The sequence below is a fragment of the Kaistia adipata DSM 17808 genome, from assembly GCF_000423225.1.
GTDB lineage: Bacteria > Pseudomonadota > Alphaproteobacteria > Rhizobiales > Kaistiaceae > Kaistia > Kaistia adipata.
Genome location: NZ_KE383992.1, coordinates 442,970 through 464,206, shown reverse-complemented (window position 1 = coordinate 464,206; position 21,237 = coordinate 442,970). Strand labels below are relative to the sequence as shown.

At 66.5% G+C, this 21,237-nt stretch carries 19 protein-coding genes; 16 read left to right on the top strand and 3 right to left on the bottom strand.

Annotation, left to right across the window (positions count from 1 at the left end):
* From metK to pnp, 10 genes are all read left to right on the top strand, one after another.
* Positions 1 to 1,191, top strand: a complete 1,191-nt coding sequence (gene metK, locus G539_RS0122405; RefSeq protein ID WP_029077195.1) for a methionine adenosyltransferase — start codon at positions 1 to 3, stop codon at positions 1,189 to 1,191.
* A complete protein-coding gene (trmB, locus tag G539_RS0122400) occupies positions 1,188 to 1,886 on the top strand; it encodes a tRNA (guanosine(46)-N7)-methyltransferase TrmB (RefSeq protein WP_029077194.1) in 699 nt (232 codons plus the stop codon). The genes metK and trmB overlap by 4 nt, the downstream gene beginning before the upstream one ends.
* A 194-nt stretch (positions 1,887 to 2,080) precedes the next feature.
* Complete coding sequence (gene rimP / locus G539_RS0122395; protein WP_029077193.1) at positions 2,081 to 2,689, top strand: ribosome maturation factor RimP; 609 nt, start codon at positions 2,081 to 2,083, stop codon at positions 2,687 to 2,689.
* Between the two features lie 40 nt (positions 2,690 to 2,729).
* Positions 2,730 to 4,331: a transcription termination factor NusA gene (gene nusA / locus G539_RS0122390; protein ID WP_029077192.1), complete on the top strand. Its 1,602-nt coding sequence runs from the start codon at positions 2,730 to 2,732 to the stop codon at positions 4,329 to 4,331.
* A gap of 26 nt (positions 4,332 to 4,357) precedes the next feature.
* Positions 4,358 to 5,065 (top strand): RNA-binding protein, encoded by a 708-nt coding sequence (locus tag G539_RS0122385; protein ID WP_029077191.1) that lies wholly within the window; start codon positions 4,358 to 4,360, stop codon positions 5,063 to 5,065.
* Entirely contained in the window at positions 5,062 to 7,755 is a 2,694-nt protein-coding gene (gene infB, locus G539_RS0122380; RefSeq protein ID WP_029077190.1) for a translation initiation factor IF-2, read from the top strand. Before G539_RS0122385 ends, infB begins: the two co-directional genes overlap by 4 nt.
* Before the next feature lie 140 nt (positions 7,756 to 7,895).
* The gene (gene rbfA / locus G539_RS0122375; protein WP_035832270.1) at positions 7,896 to 8,330 is read left to right on the top strand and encodes a 30S ribosome-binding factor RbfA; all 435 of its coding nucleotides are present in this window, start codon (positions 7,896 to 7,898) and stop codon (positions 8,328 to 8,330) included.
* Positions 8,331 to 8,333: 3 nt separating this feature from the next.
* Positions 8,334 to 9,257 carry a tRNA pseudouridine(55) synthase TruB gene (gene truB, locus G539_RS0122370; protein WP_029077188.1) on the top strand — a complete coding sequence of 308 codons (924 nt, stop codon included), beginning with the start codon at positions 8,334 to 8,336 and terminating at the stop codon, positions 9,255 to 9,257.
* A 316-nt stretch (positions 9,258 to 9,573) separates the two neighbouring features.
* Positions 9,574 to 9,843, top strand: coding sequence for a 30S ribosomal protein S15 (rpsO, locus tag G539_RS0122365; protein ID WP_029077187.1), 270 nt, complete (start codon positions 9,574 to 9,576; stop codon positions 9,841 to 9,843).
* A 193-nt stretch (positions 9,844 to 10,036) separates the two neighbouring features.
* Positions 10,037 to 12,172 (top strand): polyribonucleotide nucleotidyltransferase, encoded by a 2,136-nt coding sequence (pnp, locus tag G539_RS0122360; protein WP_029077186.1) that lies wholly within the window; start codon positions 10,037 to 10,039, stop codon positions 12,170 to 12,172.
* A gap of 73 nt (positions 12,173 to 12,245) precedes the next feature.
* Here pnp and G539_RS0122355 read toward each other — a convergent pair whose 3' ends face one another.
* The 3 genes from G539_RS0122355 to G539_RS0122345 form a co-directional block, all read right to left on the bottom strand.
* The gene (locus G539_RS0122355; protein ID WP_029077185.1) at positions 12,246 to 12,779 is read right to left on the bottom strand and encodes a GrpB family protein; all 534 of its coding nucleotides are present in this window, start codon (positions 12,777 to 12,779) and stop codon (positions 12,246 to 12,248) included.
* Positions 12,780 to 12,854: 75 nt separating this feature from the next.
* Positions 12,855 to 14,462, bottom strand: a complete 1,608-nt coding sequence (locus G539_RS0122350) for a phosphoenolpyruvate carboxykinase (RefSeq protein ID WP_029077184.1) — start codon at positions 14,460 to 14,462, stop codon at positions 12,855 to 12,857.
* Between the two features lie 281 nt (positions 14,463 to 14,743).
* The gene (locus tag G539_RS0122345; RefSeq protein WP_051231926.1) at positions 14,744 to 15,475 is read right to left on the bottom strand and encodes a HugZ family pyridoxamine 5'-phosphate oxidase; all 732 of its coding nucleotides are present in this window, start codon (positions 15,473 to 15,475) and stop codon (positions 14,744 to 14,746) included.
* 237 nt (positions 15,476 to 15,712) lie between these two features.
* On the opposite strand from G539_RS0122345, the gene G539_RS0122340 reads away from it, so the two are divergent.
* The 6 genes from G539_RS0122340 (at position 15,713) to ahcY (ending at position 21,073) form a co-directional block, all read left to right on the top strand.
* Positions 15,713 to 16,420, top strand: a complete 708-nt coding sequence (locus tag G539_RS0122340; protein ID WP_029077182.1) for a response regulator transcription factor — start codon at positions 15,713 to 15,715, stop codon at positions 16,418 to 16,420.
* A 24-nt stretch (positions 16,421 to 16,444) separates the two neighbouring features.
* Positions 16,445 to 18,229 (top strand): sensor histidine kinase, encoded by a 1,785-nt coding sequence (locus G539_RS0122335; protein ID WP_029077181.1) that lies wholly within the window; start codon positions 16,445 to 16,447, stop codon positions 18,227 to 18,229.
* The gene (locus tag G539_RS0122330) at positions 18,226 to 18,684 is read left to right on the top strand and encodes an HPr kinase/phosphorylase (protein ID WP_245576944.1); all 459 of its coding nucleotides are present in this window, start codon (positions 18,226 to 18,228) and stop codon (positions 18,682 to 18,684) included. Before G539_RS0122335 ends, G539_RS0122330 begins: the two co-directional genes overlap by 4 nt.
* A gap of 174 nt (positions 18,685 to 18,858) precedes the next feature.
* A complete protein-coding gene (locus G539_RS0122325) occupies positions 18,859 to 19,260 on the top strand; it encodes a PTS sugar transporter subunit IIA (RefSeq protein WP_029077179.1) in 402 nt (133 codons plus the stop codon).
* Positions 19,261 to 19,269: 9 nt separating this feature from the next.
* Positions 19,270 to 19,566: an HPr family phosphocarrier protein gene (locus tag G539_RS0122320; RefSeq protein ID WP_029077178.1), complete on the top strand. Its 297-nt coding sequence runs from the start codon at positions 19,270 to 19,272 to the stop codon at positions 19,564 to 19,566.
* Positions 19,567 to 19,669: 103 nt separating this feature from the next.
* Entirely contained in the window at positions 19,670 to 21,073 is a 1,404-nt protein-coding gene (gene ahcY / locus G539_RS0122315) for an adenosylhomocysteinase (RefSeq protein WP_029077177.1), read from the top strand.
* The last annotated feature ends 164 nt before the right edge of the window (positions 21,074 to 21,237 follow it).

The following is a 21,237-nucleotide window of genomic DNA, read 5'->3' as shown; positions in this document are numbered from 1 at the left end:
GTGTCGAGAACGTCCTACCTGTTCACGAGTGAGTCTGTTTCCGAAGGGCATCCCGATAAGGTCTGTGACCGTATCTCCGACGAGATCGTCGATGCCTTCTTCCGCATCGGCCCGGAGCATGGTTGGGATCCCAGCCATCTCCGCGTGGCCTGCGAGGCCCTGGCGACAACCAATCGTGTCGTGATCGCCGGCGAGACGCGCGGTCCGGCGGCGATCACGAAGGATCTCGTGTCCCATATCGCCCGTCTGGCGATCAAGGACATCGGCTACGAGCAGGGCGGCTTCCATTGGGAGACCGCCGAGGTCGACGTGCACCTGCATGCGCAGTCGGTCGATATCGCCCAGGGCGTCGACTCGGCCGGCAACAAGGACGAGGGTGCCGGCGACCAGGGCATCATGTTCGGCTATGCCTGCTCCGAGACGCCGGAACTGATGCCGGCGCCGATCTTCTACGCCCATCGCATCCTGAAGCGCCTGTCCGAGGCGCGCCGCTCCGGCGAGACCCATGCGCTCGGCCCCGACGCGAAGAGCCAGGTGACCGTCCGCTACGAGAACGGCATGCCGGTCGAGGTCACGCAGATCGTGCTGTCGACCCAGCATCTCGACGAGAATCTGAGCTCGAACGACGTCCGCTCCATCGTCGAGCCCTATATCCGCGAGTCCCTGCCGCAGGGCTGGGTCACCGGCAAGACGATCTGGCACGTCAATCCGACGGGCAAGTTCGTCATCGGCGGCCCCGACGGCGATGCCGGCCTGACCGGCCGCAAGATCATCGTCGACACCTATGGTGGCGCGGCCCCGCATGGCGGCGGCGCCTTCTCCGGCAAGGATCCGACCAAGGTCGACCGTTCCGCCGCCTATGCGGCCCGCTATCTGGCCAAGAACGTTGTCGCATCGGGCGCCGCGGATCGCTGCACGATTCAGCTGTCCTACGCCATCGGCGTGTCGCAGCCGCTGTCGATCTATGTCGACCTGCACGGCACCGGCAAGGTCGCGGAATCGAGCGTCGAGGCGGCCCTCGGCCAGGTCATGGACCTGTCGCCGCGCGGCATTCGCGAGCATCTCAAGCTCAACCGGCCGATCTACGCCCGGACCGCCGCCTATGGCCATTTCGGCCGCGCCCCGGACGAGGATGGCGGCTTCTCCTGGGAGCGGACCGACCTCGTGGAACAGATCCGTAAATCACTGTGACTTCCAGCGACGGCGCGTTCAGGCGCGATTCCTTCTATGGCCGGCGTAAGGGGCACAACCTGCGCGCCGGTCAGGCCGATACACTGGCCGACGTCCTCTCCCGCCTCAGCATCGACCTGACCACGCTGCCGCCGTCCCCGTTGACGGCGCTGTTCGAGGCGCCGGTCGACGACGTCGTGCTGGAGATCGGCTTCGGCGGCGGCGAGCATCTCGTCCATCGCGCCACGACCGAGCCGCGGATCGGCCGCATCGGCGTCGAGCCCTTCGTCAACGGCATGGCCAAGGCCACGTCGGCGATCGCCGAGGGTGGACTGACCAATGTCCGCCTGTTCGATCGGGACGCGGCCGAGCTGCTCGACTGGCTGCCGCCGGCGAGCCTCGCGGCGATCGACCTGCTCTATCCCGATCCCTGGCCGAAATTCCGCCACTGGAAGCGCCGCTTCGTGTCGGAGAAGAACCTGACCCGGTTCGCGCGCGTGCTGCGCCCGGGCGGCCAGTTCCGCTTCGCCTCCGACATCGACACCTATGTCGAGTGGACGCTGTTGCATGTGCGCGACCACGCGGAGTTCACCTGGACGGCCCGCGATGCCGACGACTGGCGCCAACCCTGGGCCGGCTGGCCCGGAACGCGCTACGAGCGGAAGGCAATTCGCGAGGGGCGCCGGGGCAACTATCTGACCTTCGAGCGCCGCTGAGCCCGGTTCGCGCCGCCGCCGCGGCGCGAAAATGGCCCCGGATGCCAAGCGCCGCGCGGCTTTTGCTTGCATTGCCGCGCTTCTCGGCCTATACGCCTGTCATTCATCTCAAACGATCGGTTCGTAAGAGAGAGTGGACCCCCGGGCCCGCTCCGGTCGAGCGCACCCTACGAGATCACGCACGGAGCATCCATTTGGCGGACATCGCGCCGGAAAACGAAGCACGCATCGTCACCGAGACGGGGCTCGACGCCCGCGTCGCGGCGATCGTCGAGCCCATCATCGAGGGGCTCGGCTACCGTCTGGTGCGGGTCAAGATTTCCAGCCGCAACGGCCAGACCCTCCAGATCATGGCCGAGCGGCCCGACGGCACCATGTCGGTCGAGGATTGCGGCGCGATCAGCCGCAACATCTCGCCGGCGCTCGACGTCGAGGATCCGATCGCGGCGGCCTATCATCTGGAAGTGTCGTCGCCGGGCATCGACCGTCCGCTGGTCCGCCGTTCGGATTTCGAGCGCTGGGCCGGCCATGTCGTGAAGATCGAGCTCGATGCGCCGGTCGAGGGACGTCGCCGCTATCGCGGCGTGCTGCTCGGCGTCGAGGGCGATGCGACCGGCCTGAAGCTGGAAGATGCGCCGGAAGGCGCGCCGGATCGGGTTCAGCTGCCGCTCGCGAGCATCCATGATGCCAGGCTGGTCATGACCGATGCCCTGGTGGCCGAAACGCTCCGCGAGACCAAGCGTCTCCAGCGCGTCGACGGCCTGGACGACGACGACTTAACAGACGAGACCAGCGACGCCTGAGGCGCGCCGGCACCAAGTTCAGGTTAACGGAGACAGGACGATGGCAGTCAGCGCCAACCGCCTCGAACTATTGCAGATCGCCGACGCGGTCGCCCGCGAGAAGGTGATCGATCGGCAGATCGTCATCGCGGCGATGGAAGACGCGATCCAGAAGGCGGCCCGCTCGCGCTACGGTTCGGAGACCGATGTGCGCGCCGAGATCAACCCGAAGACGGGTGAGATCCGGCTGCAGCGCCTGCTCCAGGTCGTGGACGTGGTCGAAAACCCCTCGGTCGAGATCTCGCTCGAGCTCGCGACGGACCAGAACCCGGCCGCCCGCGTCGGCGACTATATCGCCGAGGCGCTGCCGCCGATGGATTTCGGCCGCATCGCGGCGCAGTCGGCCAAGCAGGTCATCGTGCAGAAGGTGCGCGAGGCCGAGCGCGATCGCCAGTTCGACGAGTTCAAGGATCGCATCGGCGAGATCGTCAACGGCCAAGTCAAGCGCGTCGAGTACGGCAACGTGATCGTCGATCTCGGCCGCGGCGAGGGCATCGTCCGCCGCGACGAGATGATCCCGCGCGAGGCGTTCCGCTATGGCGACCGCATCCGTGCCTATGTCTACGACGTCCGCCGCGAGCAGCGCGGCCCGCAGATCTTCCTGTCGCGCACCCATCCGCAGTTCATGGCGAAGCTGTTCGCGCAGGAAGTGCCGGAGATCTATGACGGCATCATCGAGGTGAAGTCGGTCGCCCGCGATCCGGGCTCCCGCGCCAAGATGGCGGTGATCTCGCGCGACAGCTCGATCGACCCGGTCGGCGCCTGCGTCGGCATGCGCGGTAGCCGCGTCCAGGCGGTCGTCAACGAGCTCCAGGGCGAGAAGATCGACATCATTCCGTGGTCGCAGGATGCCGCGACCTTCATCGTCAACGCGCTGCAGCCGGCCGAGGTCGCCAAGGTCGTGCTCGATGAAGACGCGTCGCGTATTGAAGTTGTCGTCCCGGATGACCAACTATCCCTAGCGATCGGTCGTCGCGGCCAGAATGTCCGCCTCGCCTCGCAGCTCACGGGTTGGGATATCGACATCCTGACCGAGCAGGAAGAATCCGAGCGCCGCCAGAAGGAATTCCAGGAGCGCTCCGCGCTGTTCAACACGGCGCTCGATGCCGACGAGGTTGTCGGACAGTTGCTGGCGTCGGAAGGTTTCGCCTCGCTCGAGGAAATCGCGTTCGTCGAGCCAGACGAGCTCGCCTCGATCGAAGGCTTCGACGAGGAAACGGCGGCCGAGCTGCAGCAGCGCGCCCGCGACTATCTCGACCGGATCGAGGCCGAGCACGACGAAGAGCGCAAGACGCTCGGCGTCGCCGACGAGCTCAAGGAAATCCCGGGCCTCACCAGCTCCATGCTGGTCGCGCTCGGCAAGGACGGCGTCAAGACGATCGAGGATTTCGCCGGCTACGTGCCGGACGATCTCGTCGGCTGGGCCGAGCGGAACGAAGGTGAGACCACCCGCCATGGCGGCGTGCTCGACGCGTTCGGCCTGACCCGCAGCGACGCCGAGAACATGATCATGACGGCCCGCATCAAGGCTGGCTGGATTACCGAAGAGGAGGCCGCCGCTGAGCAGGAAGCGAGCGCCGAAGGCGAAGAGGCCGAGGCCTGAGGGCGTTCTGACCGCGGAGAAGCGATTTGCCGCGTAAGAGCGAACCGACAACACGAAGCTGCATCGTCTCCCGCGAGGCGATGCCGTCCGAGAGGCTGATCCGCTTCGTCCTTGATCCCGAGGGCCGGGTGGTGCCGGATCTGCGGCACCGTTTGCCGGGCCGCGGTGTCTGGGTCACCGCTCGCGCCGACATGGTGGCGCTGGCCGAGAAGAAGCGGCTCTTCAGCCGCGGCTTCAAGGAAGAGGTCAAGGTCGAACCCGGCCTGGCCGACCGAGTGGAAGCATTGTTGGAGGATGCGGCCCTGCATGCCGTCTCCTTCGCCAGGAAGGCCGGTGAGATCGTCACCGGTTTCGCCAAGGTCGAGGCCGCCATCGCGCGTGACGCCGTGGTCGGCATCGTCCAGGCAAAGGAGGCCGGCGCCGATGGCCGGTCGAAGATCGAGGCGGCGCTGAAGCGTCGTTTCGGCCGGGCTGACGCCGTCCCGATTCTCCGGATCTTCCGGTCGGAGCAATTGGATTTGGCATTGGGCCGGTCAAATGTGATACATGCTGCTCTGCTCGCGGGCCGGGCGAGCGAAAATGTGTTAGAGCGTGTCGCCGCGCTCGCCTGTTTTCTGGGTGAAGACGGGCTCGTTGCTATTGGCGATGACGTTGGCGCGATCGACGCGCCGCAAGTGCGTGATACGAACGTGTCGGCAATGGCCGAAGACCCCGCAGGACAGAAGACCGAATGAACGATACGAACAACAGCGGCGACAAGGATATTGGCGGCGCGAAGAAGACCCTGAGCCTCAAGGGCCGCGATCCCGAGCGCGGTACCGTGCGCCAGAGTTTTTCGCATGGCCGGACCAATACGGTTGTCGTCGAGAAGAAGAAGCGGGTTCTGATGCCTGGCAAGGGTGAGCCGTCCTCGGCCGCTCCCGCCGCGCCGCGTCCGTCGCCCGCCCCCGCACCGGGATCCTCCGTGCGCCCGATCCAGTCCTCCGCGCCCTCACGCCAGGGTCCGGCGGCGCCGGCCCCGTCGTCGCGCCCGCAGGGCGGTCGTTCCGGCATGGTGCTTCGCCAGCTGTCCTCTGACGAGCTCGACGCCCGCGCCAAGGCGCTCGCCGATGCGCGTATCCGTGACGCCGAGGAGCGCCGCCAGGCCGAAATCGACGCGATCCGTCGCGCCGAGGAAGAGGCGCGTCTCGCCAAGGAGCGGGAAGAGGCTGCCAAGCGCCAGGCCGAGGAAGACGCGCGTCGCGCCGCCGAGGCCGCGCTGCGCGAGAAGACCGAGGACACCGCTCGCCGGCGTCTCAACGAAACGCCGGCTCCGGCTCGCCAGCCCGCGGCCGCTCAGCCGTCGGCTCGCCCCGCCGCGCCGACGCAGCGGGATCCGAACGCCACCGAGAAGCCGGTGCAGCGCACGTCGGCGCCGGGCGCACGCCCTGCCGGTCGTGGCGCCGACGAGGAGGATCGCTCCGGCGGTCTCCGCCCGTCGACCTCCAAGCGTCCGAAGGCCGTGGATCCGAAGCCGGTCAAGAAGGAAGAGGGCAATCCGCGCGGTCGCCTGACGCTTTCCAACGCGCTGAACGATTCCGAGCGCGAGCGTTCGCTCGCTTCGGTTCGTCGTCGCCGCGAGCGTGACCGCAACCGCCACATCGCGCAGGGGCCGCGCGAGAAGGTCTCGCGCGAAGTCACCATTCCCGAGACGATCACCATCGGCGATCTGGCGAACCGCATGTCGGAACGCGCCGTCGACGTGATCAAGTTCCTGATGAAGCAGGGCCAGTTGCTCAAGGCTACCGACGTGATCGACGCCGACATGGCGCAGATCATCGCCGAGGACATGGGCCACACGGTTCGCCGTGTCGCCGAGTCCGACGTCGAGGAAGGCCTGTTCGACACGAACGAGGAACAGGGCGAACTCGTCTCGCGTCCGCCGGTCGTGACGATCATGGGCCATGTCGACCACGGCAAGACGTCGTTGCTCGACGCCATCCGCAAGACCAATGTGCAGACCGGAGAGGCGGGTGGCATCACCCAGCACATCGGCGCCTACCAGGTCGAGCAGAACGGCCAGAAGATCACCTTCATCGACACGCCCGGCCACGCCGCCTTCACGGCGATGCGTTCCCGCGGCGCCAAGGCGACGGATATCGTGATCCTGGTCGTCGCCGCGGACGATGGCGTGATGCCGCAGACGATCGAGGCGATCAACCACGCCCGGGCCGCCAACGTCCCGGTCATCGTGGCGATCAACAAGATCGACAAGCCGTCCGCCGACCCGACCCGGGTCCGCACCGAGCTGCTGCAGCACGAGGTGTTCGTCGAGTCGATGGGCGGCGAGACGCTGGACGTCGAGCTTTCGGCCAAGACGGGCCAGAATCTCGACAAACTGCTCGAGACCGTCCTGCTGCAGGCCGAGGTGCTCGACCTCAAGGCCGATCCCAATCGTTCGGCCGAAGGCACGGTCATCGAGGCCAAGCTCGACAAGGGCCGCGGCCCGGTCGCGACGGTCCTGGTCCAGCGCGGTACGCTGCGTCCGGGCGACATCGTCGTCGCCGGTTCGGAGTGGGGCCGCGTCCGCGCGCTCCTCAACGACCGCGGCACGGCCATGCCGGAAGCCGATCCGTCGATGCCGGTGGAAGTCCTCGGCTTCCAGGGTGCGCCGGCGGCGGGCGACCGCTTCGCTGTCGTCCCGTCGGAGTCGCGTGCCCGCGAAATCGCCGATTATCGTGCCCGTCAGAAGCGCGAGAAGCAGGTTGCCCGTCAGACGACGGCGCGCGGCTCGCTCGCCGAGATGATGAGCCAGCGCAAAAGCTCCGGCCTCAAGGAATTCCCGCTCGTCATCAAGGGTGACGTGCAGGGTTCGGTCGAGGCGATCGCCGGCGCGCTGGAGGCTCTCGGCACCGACGAGGTGCAGGCCCGCATCATCCTGTCCGGCGTCGGTGGCGTCACCGAGTCCGATGTCACCCTCGCGGCGACGTCGAACGCGGCGATCATCGGCTTCAACGTGCGTGCCAACAAGCAGGCGCGCGACGTGGCCGATCGCGAGGGCATCGAGATCCGCTACTACAACATCATCTACGACCTCGTGGATGACGTGAAGGCGGCGATGTCCGGCCTGCTGACGCCCGAGCGGCGCGAGACGATGCTCGGCAATGCCGAGATCCTCGAGGTGTTCCACATCTCGAAGGTCGGCAAGGTCGCGGGTTGCCGCGTCACCGACGGCACGGTCGAGCGCGGCGCCCATGTCCGCCTCATCCGCGACAACGTCGTCATCCACGAGGGCAAGCTCTCGACGCTCAAGCGCTTCAAGGACGAAGTCAAGGAAGTGCCGGCGGGCCAGGAGTGCGGCATGGCCTTCGAGAAGTACGAAGACATGCGCGCTGGCGACATCATCGAGTGCTACCGCGTCGAGGAAATCAAGCGGTCGCTCTAAGCCCCGCTTGTCGAGGAACGCGACCGGTCCGGCCGCGTTCCTCCAAGGTGATCGGTATATAAGTCGACCGACCGGCTGCGGGCGGCCTGCAAAGGCCGGCCGCGCAAGCCGTTTGCGCGGTACGATGGAGATTTCACGAAATGGCCAGAACGGCTGCCAATGGTAAGAAGATCGGCGTCCCGGGCCAGCGTCAGCTGCGCGTCGGCGAGCTGGTGCGCCATGCCCTTTCCGAGGTTCTCGCGCGCGGCCTGCTGAACGAGCCCGCCCTCGACGGCGTGATCGTCACCATTCCCGAAGTCCGCATGACCAGCGATCTGAAGCTCGCGACCTGCTTTGTGATGCCGCTCGGTGGCGGGGATGCTGAGGCCGTGGTCGAGGCGCTGGAAGCGAACCGCAAGTTCCTGCGCGGCGAGGTTTCGCGCCGGGTTGCCATGAAGTTCGCCACCGACCTCCGCTTCCGCGTCGATACGTCGTTCGGCGAGGGCGCGCGCATCGACGCCCTGCTGCGCTCCGATCCGGTGGTGCGCCATGATATCGAGACGGCGCCGCGCGACGACGATTCCGACGAAGGGTAGCAGATGGCTCAGCGCCAGAAGAAGGGCCGGCCCGTTTCCGGCTGGGTCAATCTCGACAAGCCGCTCGGGATGACCTCGACGCAGGCCGTCGCCGTGGTGAAGCGCCTGTTCGGCGCCCAGAAGGCCGGTCATGCCGGCACGCTCGACCCGCTCGCCACCGGCTGCCTGCCGATCGCGCTCGGCGAGGCGACCAAGACGGTCCCCTATGTCATGGATGGCCGCAAGGTCTACGGCTTCACGGTCCGCTGGGGCGAGGAGACCCGCACCGACGACGCCGAGGGGCAGCCGGTCGCCACTTCCGACGTGCGGCCGAGCCGCGCCGAGATCGAGGCGGTCCTGCCGCAGTTCACCGGCGAGATCATGCAGGTTCCGCCGGCGTTTTCGGCGATCAAGGTCGACGGCGAGCGCGCCTACGACCTGGCCCGCGACGGCGAGGAGGTCGCGCTCGAGGCGCGGCCGATCCAGATCCATCAGCTCGACCTCGTCGACATGCCCGACGAGAACACCGCGGTCTTCGCCGCCGAATGCGGCAAGGGCACCTATGTCAGGGCGATCGCCCGCGACATGGCCCGGGCGCTCGGCACGCGCGGCCATGTCGTCGGCCTCCGTCGGCTCGTCGTCGGGCCGTTCGAGGAAGCGGCGATGATCCGTCTCGACAGCCTCAAGGCGCTGCACGAGGAGGGCGGAGCCGAAGCCTGCGACGAACGGATGGCGTCGGTCGAGACCGCGCTCGGCGGCCTGCTCGAGGTCCGCCTGTCGGAGGTGGACGCGGCCCGGATACGCAACGGCCAGAGCGTCTTGCTGCGCGGCCGCGATGCGCCGGCGAGCGGTGAAACCGTCTATGCGACGGTGGCCGGAACGCTGCTCGCGATCGGCGAAGTCGAGCGGGGTGAATTCCACCCGTCGCGCGTCTTCGTCGGCGGCTGAATGGCGGCTCGGGAAATTTCCGCTGGCTATTGACGCCCAATTCGGCCATATAGGCCGCGCTCCCGGAGGGTTTTGTGGCCCTTCGGGCGTCGTCGCATGGAGCGGCGACCGTGCTGGACGACATCCCGGCACTGGCCGCCTGACCTGCGGCAACGCGACGGCATCGGCCGGCGCGTCGTTCGAGACCGAGATGCCAAGCCTCAGCGAGACGATCCGCCCCGGACGGGAGCGGCACGTCGGAGAGGGAACGGCATCCGGTCATGTCTTGCCAATGCCGGCACCAGCCGGCTGAAGAACCCGAAGAAAGGGATACCCGATGTCGATCACAGCTGCCCGTAAGGCGGAACTGATCAAGGAATACGCCACCGTCGAGAACGATACGGGCTCGCCGGAAGTGCAGGTCGCGGTGCTCTCCGAGCGCATCGCCAACCTGACCGAGCACTTCAAGGGTCACAACAAGGACAACCATTCGCGCCGCGGCCTTCTCAAGATGGTCAGCCAGCGCCGCAGCCTGCTCGACTACCTGAAGAACAAGGACGAGCAGCGCTACAAGACGCTCATCGAGCGCCTCGGCCTGCGTCGCTGAGACAGGCGGGCCTCCGGCCCGCCTCCAAAGACGCCTGTACGGCGCGGCGGCATGGGGCTGCCGCGCATTGCCCGCGGATCAAGCGGTCGAGCCATGGCAGGATCGCCGGATGCTTTACACCTCGAAGGTTTGAAAGCCTCCCGCCGTCTTGCTCATGGCTCCTTTGGCGCATCCGCGCAGGAAAGGAATTGCCATGTTCGATGTTCAACGCGTCGAAATTGAATGGGGCGGTCGCCCGCTCATTCTCGAGACCGGCAAGGTGGCCCGCCAGGCCGACGGTGCCGTGCTCGCCACCTACGGCGAGACGACCGTCCTGGCGACCGTGGTCGCCGCCAAGGCGCCCAAGCCCGGCGTCGACTTCTTCCCGCTGACGGTGAACTATCAGGAAAAGACGTTCGCCGCCGGCAAGATCCCCGGTGGTTTCTTCAAGCGTGAAGGCCGTCCCTCCGAGAAGGAGACGCTGACCTCGCGCCTGATCGACCGTCCGATCCGTCCGCTGTTCCCCGAAGGCTTCCGCTGCGAGACCCAGGTCGTCGCCACGGTGCTCTCGCATGATCTCGAGAACGATCCCGACATGGTCGCCATGGTCGCCGCCTCGGCGGCGCTGACGATCTCGGGCGTGCCCTTCATGGGCCCGGTCGGCGCCGCCCGCGTCGGCCTGATCGACGGCGAGTTCGTGCTGAACCCGCTGCTCGACCAGAACGAGGGCTCGAAGCTCGACCTCGTCGTCGCCGGCACCCAGGACGCTGTGCTGATGGTTGAGTCGGAGGCGCAGGAGCTCTCCGAGGAGACGATGCTCGGCGCCGTCATGTTCGGCCATCGCGGCTTCCAGCCGGTGATCGACGCGATCATCCAGCTCGCCGAGAAGTCCGCCAAGGAGCCGCGCGAGTTTGCTCCCGCCGATCTGTCGGCGATCGAGACCGAGATGCTCGGCATCGCTGAGACCGAGCTGCGCGCCGCCTACAAGAACACCGTCAAGCAGGAGCGTTATGCCGCCGTCGACGCCGTCAAGGCGAAGGTGATCGCGCATTTCTTCCCGGAAGGCGAAGAGCCCCGCTTCGACAAGGAGAAGATCGGCGCGGTCTTCAAGGAGCTCCAGGCCAAGATCGTGCGCTGGAACATCCTCGACACCGGCAGCCGCATCGACGGCCGTGACCTGAAGACGGTCCGTCCGATCGTCTCGGAAGTCGGCGTCCTGCCGCGCACGCACGGTTCGGCGCTGTTCACCCGCGGCGAGACGCAGGCCCTCGTGGTCGCGACGCTCGGCACGGGCGATGACGAGCAGTTCATCGACGCGCTGGAGGGCACCTACAAGGAAACCTTCCTGCTGCACTACAACTTCCCGCCCTACTCGGTCGGCGAGACCGGCCGCATGGGTTCGCCCGGCCGTCGCGAGATCGGTCACGGCAAGCTCGCCTGGCGCGCGGTCCGTCCGGTCCTGCCGGTCCACCACGAGTTCCCCTACACGCTGCGCGTCGTTTCCGAGATCACGGAATCGAACGGCTCGTCCTCGATGGCCACCGTCTGCGGCACTTCGCTGTCGCTCATGGATGCCGGCGTGCCGCTGAAGCGTCCGGTGGCGGGTATCGCCATGGGCCTGATCCTCGAAGGCGACCGCTACGCGGTTCTCTCCGACATTCTCGGCGACGAGGATCACCTCGGCGACATGGACTTCAAGGTCGCCGGTACGGCCGAGGGCGTCACCTCGCTGCAGATGGACATCAAGATCGCCGGTATCACCGAGGAGATCATGAAGGTCGCTCTGGAGCAGGCCAAGGGCGGTCGCGAGCACATCCTCGGCGAGATGGCGAAGGCGCTGACCACCGCGCGTCCGTCGCTCGGCGAGCATGCGCCGCGCATCGAGGTCATCCAGATCCCGACCGACAAGATCCGTGAAGTGATCGGCTCGGGCGGCAAGGTCATCCGCGAGATCGTCGAGAAGACTGGCGCCAAGATCGACATCTCCGACGACGGCACCGTCAAGGTCGCCTCCTCGGACGGCAAGGCGATCACCGCCGCGCTGAACTGGATCAAGGGCATCGCCGCGGAGCCGGAAGTCGGCGCCATCTACCAGGGCACGGTCGTCAAGACCGCCGACTTCGGCGCCTTCGTCAACTTCTTCGGTGCCAAGGATGGCCTCGTCCATATCTCGCAGCTGTCCAGCCAGCGCGTCGCCAAGACCCAGGACGTCGTCAAGGAAGGCGACAAGGTCTGGGTCAAGCTCCTCGGCTTCGACGAGCGCGGCAAGGTTCGCCTGTCGATGAAGGTCGTCGACCAGGAGAGCGGCCAGGAGATCAAGCAGGAGAAGACGGAAGCCGCCGGCGAGTAATCGCCGCTTCCCTCCCGCGAAACACGCAAGGCCCGGCGAGCGATCGCCGGGCCTTTTTCGTTCTTCGGGGGCGTCAGCGTGACCGGTAGAAGGCGAGCGCCTCCGCCTCGGTTGCAAGGATCCAGGCCGATTTGGCGTCGGAATAGGCGTGGGAATCGTCGGGATGCTGGTCGCGGCTTGCCAGCTTGACGGCCTCGTACTCTCGCGCCTTGTCTGCATGCGCGCGGAGAAAATCGCGAAAGGCGAGGTGCCGCTCGATATGCGGCGAACCGGTTTCGAAGATGTGCAGTTGGACGCAGCGCTGGCCGGTCGTGCCGTCCGTCAGCGTCGCGTAGCGCCGGCCGGCCATGCCGTATTCGCCCCACCATTCATAGCCGAGCGCGCGCAGCTGCGGCGCAAGCGCGTCGACCGCGGCCAGCGAGCGGACTTCCGGAATGAGATCGAGGATCGGCTTGGCGACGATGTCGGGGATGGCGGTCGAGCCGATGTGGTGGACGGCGACCAGAAGGGGGCCGAGCGCCTTGGCCAGCCGCTGGCCCTCGCGCGTCGCCGCGTCGCGCCATTCGGGCGAGTGGGGCAGCAGTTCGACCGGGATCGGGGGCGGCATCGGGAACTCCCAGGCTGTGCAGGACAGCCGGGGAGCGTAGTGAATCGGAGGCCCTTCGGAAAGGGCGGTCGCGGATCAGGCGACCATGGTGCCCGGCGCCGCCGCCGTCACCGCGGCGTCGACATGGGTCTCGAACTTCTCGAAGTTCTTCAGGAACATGCCGACCAGCTTCGCCGCCTGGGCGTCGTAGCCGGCCTTGTCAGCCCAAGTCTTGCGCGGATGCAGGATGTGCGGCTCGACGCCGGCGACGTCGGTCGGGACCTGGAAGCCGAAGGTGCGGTCCGTGTAGAACCGGCCCTCATCGAGCGAGCCGTTCAGGGCCGCCGTCAGCAGGGTGCGCGTCGCCTTGATCGGCATGCGGCGGCCGGTGCCGTAGGCGCCGCCGGTCCAGCCCGTGTTGACGAGCCAGCAGGAGACGCCGTGCTCGGCGATCAGGCTGCGGAGCAGGTTGCCGTACTCGGCCGGATGGCGCGGCATGAACGGCGAGCCGAAGCAGGTCGAGAACGTCGCCTGCGGCTCGGTCACGCCCTTCTCCGTGCCGGCGACCTTGGCGGTGTAGCCCGACAGGAAGTGGTACATCGCCTGTTCCGGCGTCAGCTTGGCGATCGGCGGCATCACGCCGAAGGCGTCGGCCGTCAGCATGACGATCGTCTTCGGATGGCCGGCCCGGCCGGTCTCGCTGGCATTCGGGATGAAATGCAGCGGATAGGCGGCGCGGGTGTTCTCGGTCTTCGAGGCGTCATTGAAGTCGATCTGGCGGGTCACCGGATCGATGCCGACATTCTCCAGCACCGTGCCGAAGCGCTTGGTGGTGGCGAAGATCTCCGGCTCGGCCTCGGCCGACAGCTTGATCGTCTTGGCGTAGCAGCCGCCCTCGAAGTTGAAGATGCCGTCCGGGCCCCAGCCGTGCTCGTCATCGCCGATCAGCGTGCGGGCCGGGTCGGCGGACAGCGTCGTCTTGCCGGTGCCGGACAGGCCGAAGAACACGGCCGCGTCGCCATCCGGGCCGACATTGGCCGAGCAGTGCATCGGCATGACGCCCTTCGGCGGCAGGGTGAAGTTCAGGTAGCTGAACACCGACTTCTTCATTTCGCCCGCGTAGGACGTGCCGCCGATCAGCACGATGCCGCGCGTGAAATCGCAGGCGATGACCGTCTCGGTCCGGCAGCCATGCCGATCCGGATTGGCCTTGAAGCTCGGCAGGTCGAGGATCGTCAGCTTCGGCACGAAGGTCTTCAGCGCCGCCGCCTCGGGGCGGATCAGCAGGTTGCGGATGAAGAGCGAATGCCAGGCCTTCTCGGTGAAGACGCGCACCGCGACGTTCTCGGTCAGGTCGGCGCCGCCCTGCAGGTCCTGGGCGAAGAGCTCGCGGCCGGAGGCGTGCGCCAGCATGTCGGCATAGAGGACGTCGAAATGCGCTTTCGAGAGCGCCTTGTTGTTGTCCCACCAGACGGCGTTCTCGGTCAGCGCGTCGCGGACGACGAACTTGTCCTGCGGCGAGCGGCCGGTGTGGACGCCGGTTTCGACGACGAGCGCGCCGTCTGCCGATACCACTGCCTCGCCGCGCCGCAGCGCCTCCTCATAAAGCGCCGGTGCCCCATAGTTCCAGTAGAGACCGGCCAGCCACTTCAAGCCGAACTGCTCGGCGCCATGGGCAGGATTGCGAATGCCGTTCTCGGTCACGGGTCGTCTCCTCTGAGAGGCACCCGCTTCTGTGCGAGGCCTCGCTCCGGGGAAGGGTGCGCCGCAATGGCGGGCCGCACCGGCTCTGTCGACGGGCCACCCCGCCGACAGGCGAGAACCTAGAGGATCGGATTTCGCGACTGCAACAAAAACTGCACAGGCCGAGATGTCGGCACCCGATTAAATCGTTTTAATCGGGTGCCGCAAAGCAAAGGCAGGGTCGAGAACTGTTATTTTGATCTCCAAACAAACAGAATATTCTATTTGTTTGCAAAATGACATTATTGTTCCAACGATCTCGCCTGTTTTGCGAACGACTTCAGGTAGCCGCCGGCCTCGCCTACCGTCGTTGCTCGCGTCGGGAACGGCAGGAAGGCGCGCTGCGTAGCCGTCGCGATGTCAATACCTTCGGGATCGCAGCCAGTCATGCGCCAGTTGCCGGCCGGCAGGTTGAGCAACTTGATCGCATAAAGGGCGATGGCGTCGGCGTGATCGTCGTTCATGTGCTCGACGACGTGCTTCTCGCCGGCAAGAAGTTCTTGGGCGTCTGAGTAATCCAGCAGAAGCCTTTCCGCCGGAACTTGCGCGATGTTGCCGAAGCCGGCGACGAGGTGCGAGCCGGTCACGTTCATGACGTAGTGGTGGAAGCCGGGCAGGGCCGAGGCCCCGGCCGCCTTGCCCTGACGCAGCGCGTAGCGCCAGGCCGCATGCGGATCCTCGGTGCGTTCCACCGTGCCCACCAGGGTGATGCGGGCGCCGGCGAGCGGATTGCCGGTCTCGCCGCCGGGCGCGACCAGGAGCAGCGAGGCGCGCGGGTCGCGCTTCAGATTGTGGGTGTGCACGGCGAGATCGGAAAGGGCGAAGATCGGCCGGCCATCCGGCATCGTCGCCATGGTGGCCAGCGTCGCGAACGGATTGCCCGCCTCGTCCAGGGTCGCCAGGCTTCCGGCGATGGTGCTGCGCATGACAGCGCGGCCCGTGGCGACCGGGTCGAAGGAGGAATTGTCGAGCATCAGGACGTTCCTTTGAAACAGACTGGTTCAAAAGATGATTATCAGCATCAACTTTGTATGTCTCTCACTTCATGGGACTTTTCCGGCCCGTTGGCGTGCCGGGTTTAAATTCGCTAGGTTGCACGCCATATTTTACGCGTATTCCTGCGACGTTTAGGCCGTGCCGGCAGGATTCGCGATTGCCTGTCGCTTCAGGCCGTAAACGCCTTCGGGCACGTCTTCGGGAGAAGCTCATCAATGCCGACGATCGCTCTGGTCGACGATGATCGAAACATCCTCGCCTCCGTGTCGATAGCACTGGAGTCGGAGGGCTATCGCGTCCAGACCTATACGGACGGCGCCTCCGCCCTGGACGGCTTCCAGCAGTCGCTGCCGGATCTCGCCATCCTCGACATCAAGATGCCGCGCATGGACGGGATGGAGCTGCTGCGCAGGTTGCGTCAGCGCACCGATCTGCCCGTGATCTTCCTGACCTCGAAGGATGACGAGATCGACGAGCTGTTCGGCCTCAAGATGGGCGCCGACGATTTCATCAAGAAGCCGTTCTCGCAGCGTCTTCTGGTCGAGCGGGTCAAGGCGGTGCTGCGGCGCTTCCAGCCGCGCGAAGCCGTGGCCGCCACCGCCAAGGTTCCCGATGCCGCCCGCAATCTCGATCGCGGCGCGCTGTCGATGGACCAGGAACGGCACACCTGCACCTGGAACGGCCAGCCGGTGACGCTGACCGTCACCGAGTTCCTGATCCTCTATGCGCTGGCGCAGCGTCCGGGCGTGGTGAAGAGCCGCAACGCTCTGATGGACGCCGCCTATGACGACCAAGTCTATGTCGACGATCGCACCATCGACAGCCACATCAAGCGCCTGCGCAAGAAGTTCAAGGTCGTCGACGACGACTTCGATATGATCGAGACACTCTACGGCGTCGGTTACCGCTTCAAGGAGGCCTGACGGCCGGTCGGGCTCGAGAGAGGCATGACGATCAGTATCGAGGAGCCGATTGCACCGCGCCGACGTCCCTGGCGCCTGCGCCTGCGCATGCTGCGGCGCGGCTTCGGCCGGCTGCTGCGCTCCGTCGGCCTGCATGCCTTTTCCAGCCTGACGCGCCGCATCATCATTCTGAACCTGGCGGCGCTGATCGTCCTTGTCTCGGGCATCCTCTACCTGAACCAGTTCCGCGCCGGCCTGATCGACGCGCGGCTGGAGAGCCTGTTGACCCAGGGCGAGATCATCGCCGGCGCCGTCGCCGGCGCGGCGACCGTCGAGACCAACAACCTGACGATCGATCCCGACCGGCTGCTGGAGCTGCAGGCGGGCGAAAGCCTGATGCCGGGCGAGAACTCGATCGAGGGGCTCGATTTCCCGATCAATCCGGAGCGCGTCGCGCCGGTTCTCCGCCGGCTGATCTCGCCAACCCGCACGCGCGCCCGCATCTATGATCGCGATGGCGCCCTGGTGCTCGATTCCCGCCATCTCTATTCGCGCGGCCAGATCCTGCGCTTCGATCTGCCGCCGGCCGATGAGGAGCCGGCCCTGCTCGACCGCATCTGGCAGTGGGTGAACGTGCATCTGCAGCGCGACGACCTTCCGATCTACCAGGAGCTCGGCGGATCGAACGGCCGCGGCTATCCGGAGGTGGCGACCGCGCTCGAGGGCGGGCCGTCCTCGATCGTCCGCATCACCGAGCGAGGCGAGCTGATCGTCTCCGTCGCGGTGCCGATCCAGCGCTATCGCTCGGTGCTTGGTGTGTTGCTGCTCTCGACCCAGGGCGGCGACATCGACCAGATCGTCCATGCCGAGCGCATGGCCATCGTCCGCGTCTTCCTGGTCTCGGCCGGCGTCGTCGTGCTCTTGTCGATCCTGCTCGCCAGCACGATCGCGGCGCCGCTCCGCCGCCTCGCCGATGCGGCCGACCGCGTGCGTCGCGGCGTCACCGCGCGGCCGCAGATCCCGGACTTCTCCAACCGCCGCGACGAGATCGGCCACCTGTCGCAGGCGCTGCGCGAGATGACCGGCGCCCTGTTCAACCGCATCGAGGCGATCGAGAGCTTCGCCGCCGATGTCAGCCATGAACTCAAGAACCCGCTGACCTCGCTCCGCAGCGCGGTCGAGACGCTGCCGCTCGCCAAGACGGCGGCCTCGAAGAAGCGGCTCAACGACATCATCCAGCATGATGTGCGTCGCCTCGACCGGCTGATCAGCGACATTTCCGACGCGTCGCGTCTCGATGCCGAGCTGGCGCGCCAGGACGCGACGCCGGTCGACGTCGCCGCCGTGGTCGAGGCTGTTGTCTCGATGGCGCGCGATACCTCGCAGCCGGATGGCCCGCGCATCAGCCTCGAGGTGGCGGAAGCCGAGGAGGAGGACGCCTTCGTCGTGCTCGGTCATGACAGCCGGCTGGCGCAGGTCTTCACCAACCTGATCGACAATGCCCGCTCCTTCTGCCGTCAGGACGGCACGGTGCGGGTGATCGTGCGGCGCAGCGGCGCCTCGGTCGATGTCGTCGTCGAGGACGACGGCCCCGGTATCCGGGCCGAGCAGATCGACCGCATCTTCGAGCGCTTCTATACCGACCGGCCGGAGCAGGAGGCGTTCGGCCAGAATTCGGGCCTCGGCCTGTCGATCTCGAAGCAGATCGTCGAGGCGCATCGCGGCCGGATCTGGGCGGAGAACCGTTCCAAGGGCAAGGCCACCAAGGCGGACAGGGCCGAGATCGTCGGCGCCCGCTTCACCGTGCGCCTGCCGTCGGCGTCATCGTGACTGTGTCGGACGCGGCCTCCGACACCATCCATGCCGGCGCCGTCGTCGTCGACGGCGCGGGGGTTCTGGTCCGGGGCGTTTCCGGCAGCGGCAAGTCCTCCCTGCTCCTGGCGCTGCTGATGGCCGACCTCGCCGCCAACCGGCTCGTCGCCGATGATCGCGTCCATCTCGCGGCCGAGGCCGGGCGGCTCCAAGCCCGCGCGCCCGCGACGATCGCCGGCCTGCTGGAGATCCGCGGCCAGGGCATTGTTGCAGTGCCGCATATTGACGCGGCGACGATCGATCTCGTCGTCGATCTCGTGCCGGGCGAACAATGTCCGCGCCTGCCCGAGGCGGCGGCGATGCGGACGGAGCTCGCCGGCATAACGTTGCGGCGGCTTGCGCTTCCGGCCGGCCAGGGCGATGGCTGGATCCGCGTTCGGGCGGCATTGGCCTTCCGCGCTGCGTTTGTTTAGTATTGTTTCTATTCGTCCGGATGTGTCCCGCTTTTTTCTTGCGTTGCGGCAAGGTTCGGTCAAGATGCGGCCCCATTCGGCCCGGCGAGGGCCGGGCGTCTGGTTCAGACGGTTCCGATATCTTCCCTGGCCCCGGTTCGGGGCCGAACTGAGAAAAGCAGGTCATCGAAGGGCATGATTGGCGTCGTCCTTGTTACCCACGGCCAGCTCGCTACCGAGTTCCGGGCGGCCCTGGAGCACGTGGTTGGTCGCCAGACCCAATTCGAGACGATCGCCATCGGGCCTGAGGACGACATGGAGCGTCGCCGACAGGACATCCTCGAGGCGGTGATCGGCGTCGATGACGGCAGCGGTGTGATCCTGCTGACCGACATGTTCGGCGGCACCCCCTCCAACCTCGCCATTTCCGTGATGGAAGCCGGCCGCATCGAGGTGATCGCCGGCGTCAACCTGCCGATGCTGATCAAGCTCGCGAGCGTCCGCCTCGATCGCTCGCTCGCCGACGCGATCGCCGGCGCCCAGGAAGCGGGCCGCAAATACATCAACGTCGCCAGCCAAGTGCTGGCTGGGCACTGAGCGCAGAGCATGTCCGACACCGAAACCGAGGCCAACGGACTGTTCCGCGATCTGCCGATCGTCAACCGCAAGGGCCTGCACGCCCGCGCCTCGGCGAAATTCGTGCAGTGCGCCGATCTGTTCGACGCGCGCATCTCCGTCTCCAAGGATCAGAATACCGTCGGCGGCACCTCGATCATGGGGCTGATGATGCTGGCGGCCGGCATCGGCTCGTCGATCCGCGTCTCGGCCGAGGGCCCGGACGCCGAGGCGGCGCTCCAAGCCATCGCCGAGCTCGTCGCCAATCGCTTCGGCGAAGAGGAATGACGCCGTCCGACGGCGTCACATAAAGACATCTTTATATCCTGATTGCTGCCCGGCGTTGTCTCGGCTATAAGCGCGACACATCCAACGCATGGAGATCAGCAAGATGGCTGCCGCCAACGACTACGCGATCAAGGACATCGGTCTCGCCGATTGGGGCCGCAAGGAACTCGCCATCGCCGAGACGGAAATGCCGGGCCTGATGAGCGTGCGCGCCGAATTCGGCCCGTCGCAGCCGCTGAAGGGCGCCCGCATCGCCGGCTCGCTGCACATGACGATCCAGACCGGCGTGCTGATCGAGACGCTGAAGGCGCTCGGCGCCGACATCCGCTGGGCTTCGTGCAACATCTATTCGACCCAGGACCATGCCGCCGCGGCGATCGCCAAGGCCGGCGTCCCGGTCTTCGCCATCAAGGGCGAGAGCCTCGAGGACTACTGGGAATACACGCACCGCATCTTCGAGTGGGCCGATGGCGGCGTGCCGAACATGATCCTCGACGACGGCGGCGACGCCACGGTGCTGGTACATCTCGGTCTGCGCGCCGAGAACGGCGACACCGCCTTCCTCGACAAGCCCGAGAACGAGGAGGAAGAAGTCCTCTTCGCCGCGATCAAGAAGCGCCTCGCTTCCAAGCCGGGCTGGTATGGCGAGATCGCCCGTTCGATCAAGGGCGTCACCGAAGAGACCACCACCGGTGTGCATCGCCTCTACGAGATGCAGAAGAAGGGCACGCTGCTCTTCCCGGCGATCAACGTGAACGACTCCGTCACCAAGTCGAAGTTCGACAACCTCTATGGCTGCCGCGAGTCGCTCGTCGACGGCATCCGCCGCGGCACCGACGTGATGATGTCGGGCAAGGTGGCGATGGTCGCCGGCTTCGGCGACGTCGGCAAGGGCTCGGCCGCGTCGCTGCGCCAGGCCGGCTGCCGCGTGCTCGTGTCCGAAGTCGACCCGATCTGCGCGCTGCAGGCGGCGATGGAAGGCTATGAAGTGACGACGATGGACGATGCCGCGCCGCGCGCCGACATCTTCGTCACCGCCACCGGCAATGTCGACGTCATCACGATCGACCATATGCGCGCCATGAAGGACCGCGCCATCGTCTGCAACATCGGCCATTTCGACAGCGAGATTCAGATCGCCGCGCTGCGCAATCTGAAGTGGCACAACGTCAAGCCGCAGGTCGATGAGGTCGAGTTCGCCGACGGCAAGCGCATCATCCTTCTGTCGGAAGGTCGCCTGGTCAATCTCGGTAACGCCACCGGCCATCCGAGCTTCGTCATGTCGGCGTCCTTCACCAACCAGACGCTGGCGCAGATCGAGCTCTGGACCAAGCCCGGCCAGTACGAGAAGAAGGTCTACACGCTGCCGAAGCACCTCGACGAGAAGGTCGCGGCGCTGCATCTGGCCAAGATCGGCGTGAAGCTGACGACGCTCAGCGACAAGCAGTCGGCCTATATCGGCGTTTCGCAGTCCGGCCCGTTCAAGCCGGATCACTATCGTTACTGACCGATAAATTCGGGGTGGGCGATCGGCCGCAGCCGGGATCTACCGGTCGTGGCCGGCCCGCTCTTCGGGCGCAATATTTTGACTGCCCGCCGCCTTAACTGGCGGTTAACCACGATCATCTGATGCTGAGGGGCCATGCGGGCGCACCGCGTGGCCCCTTTTCT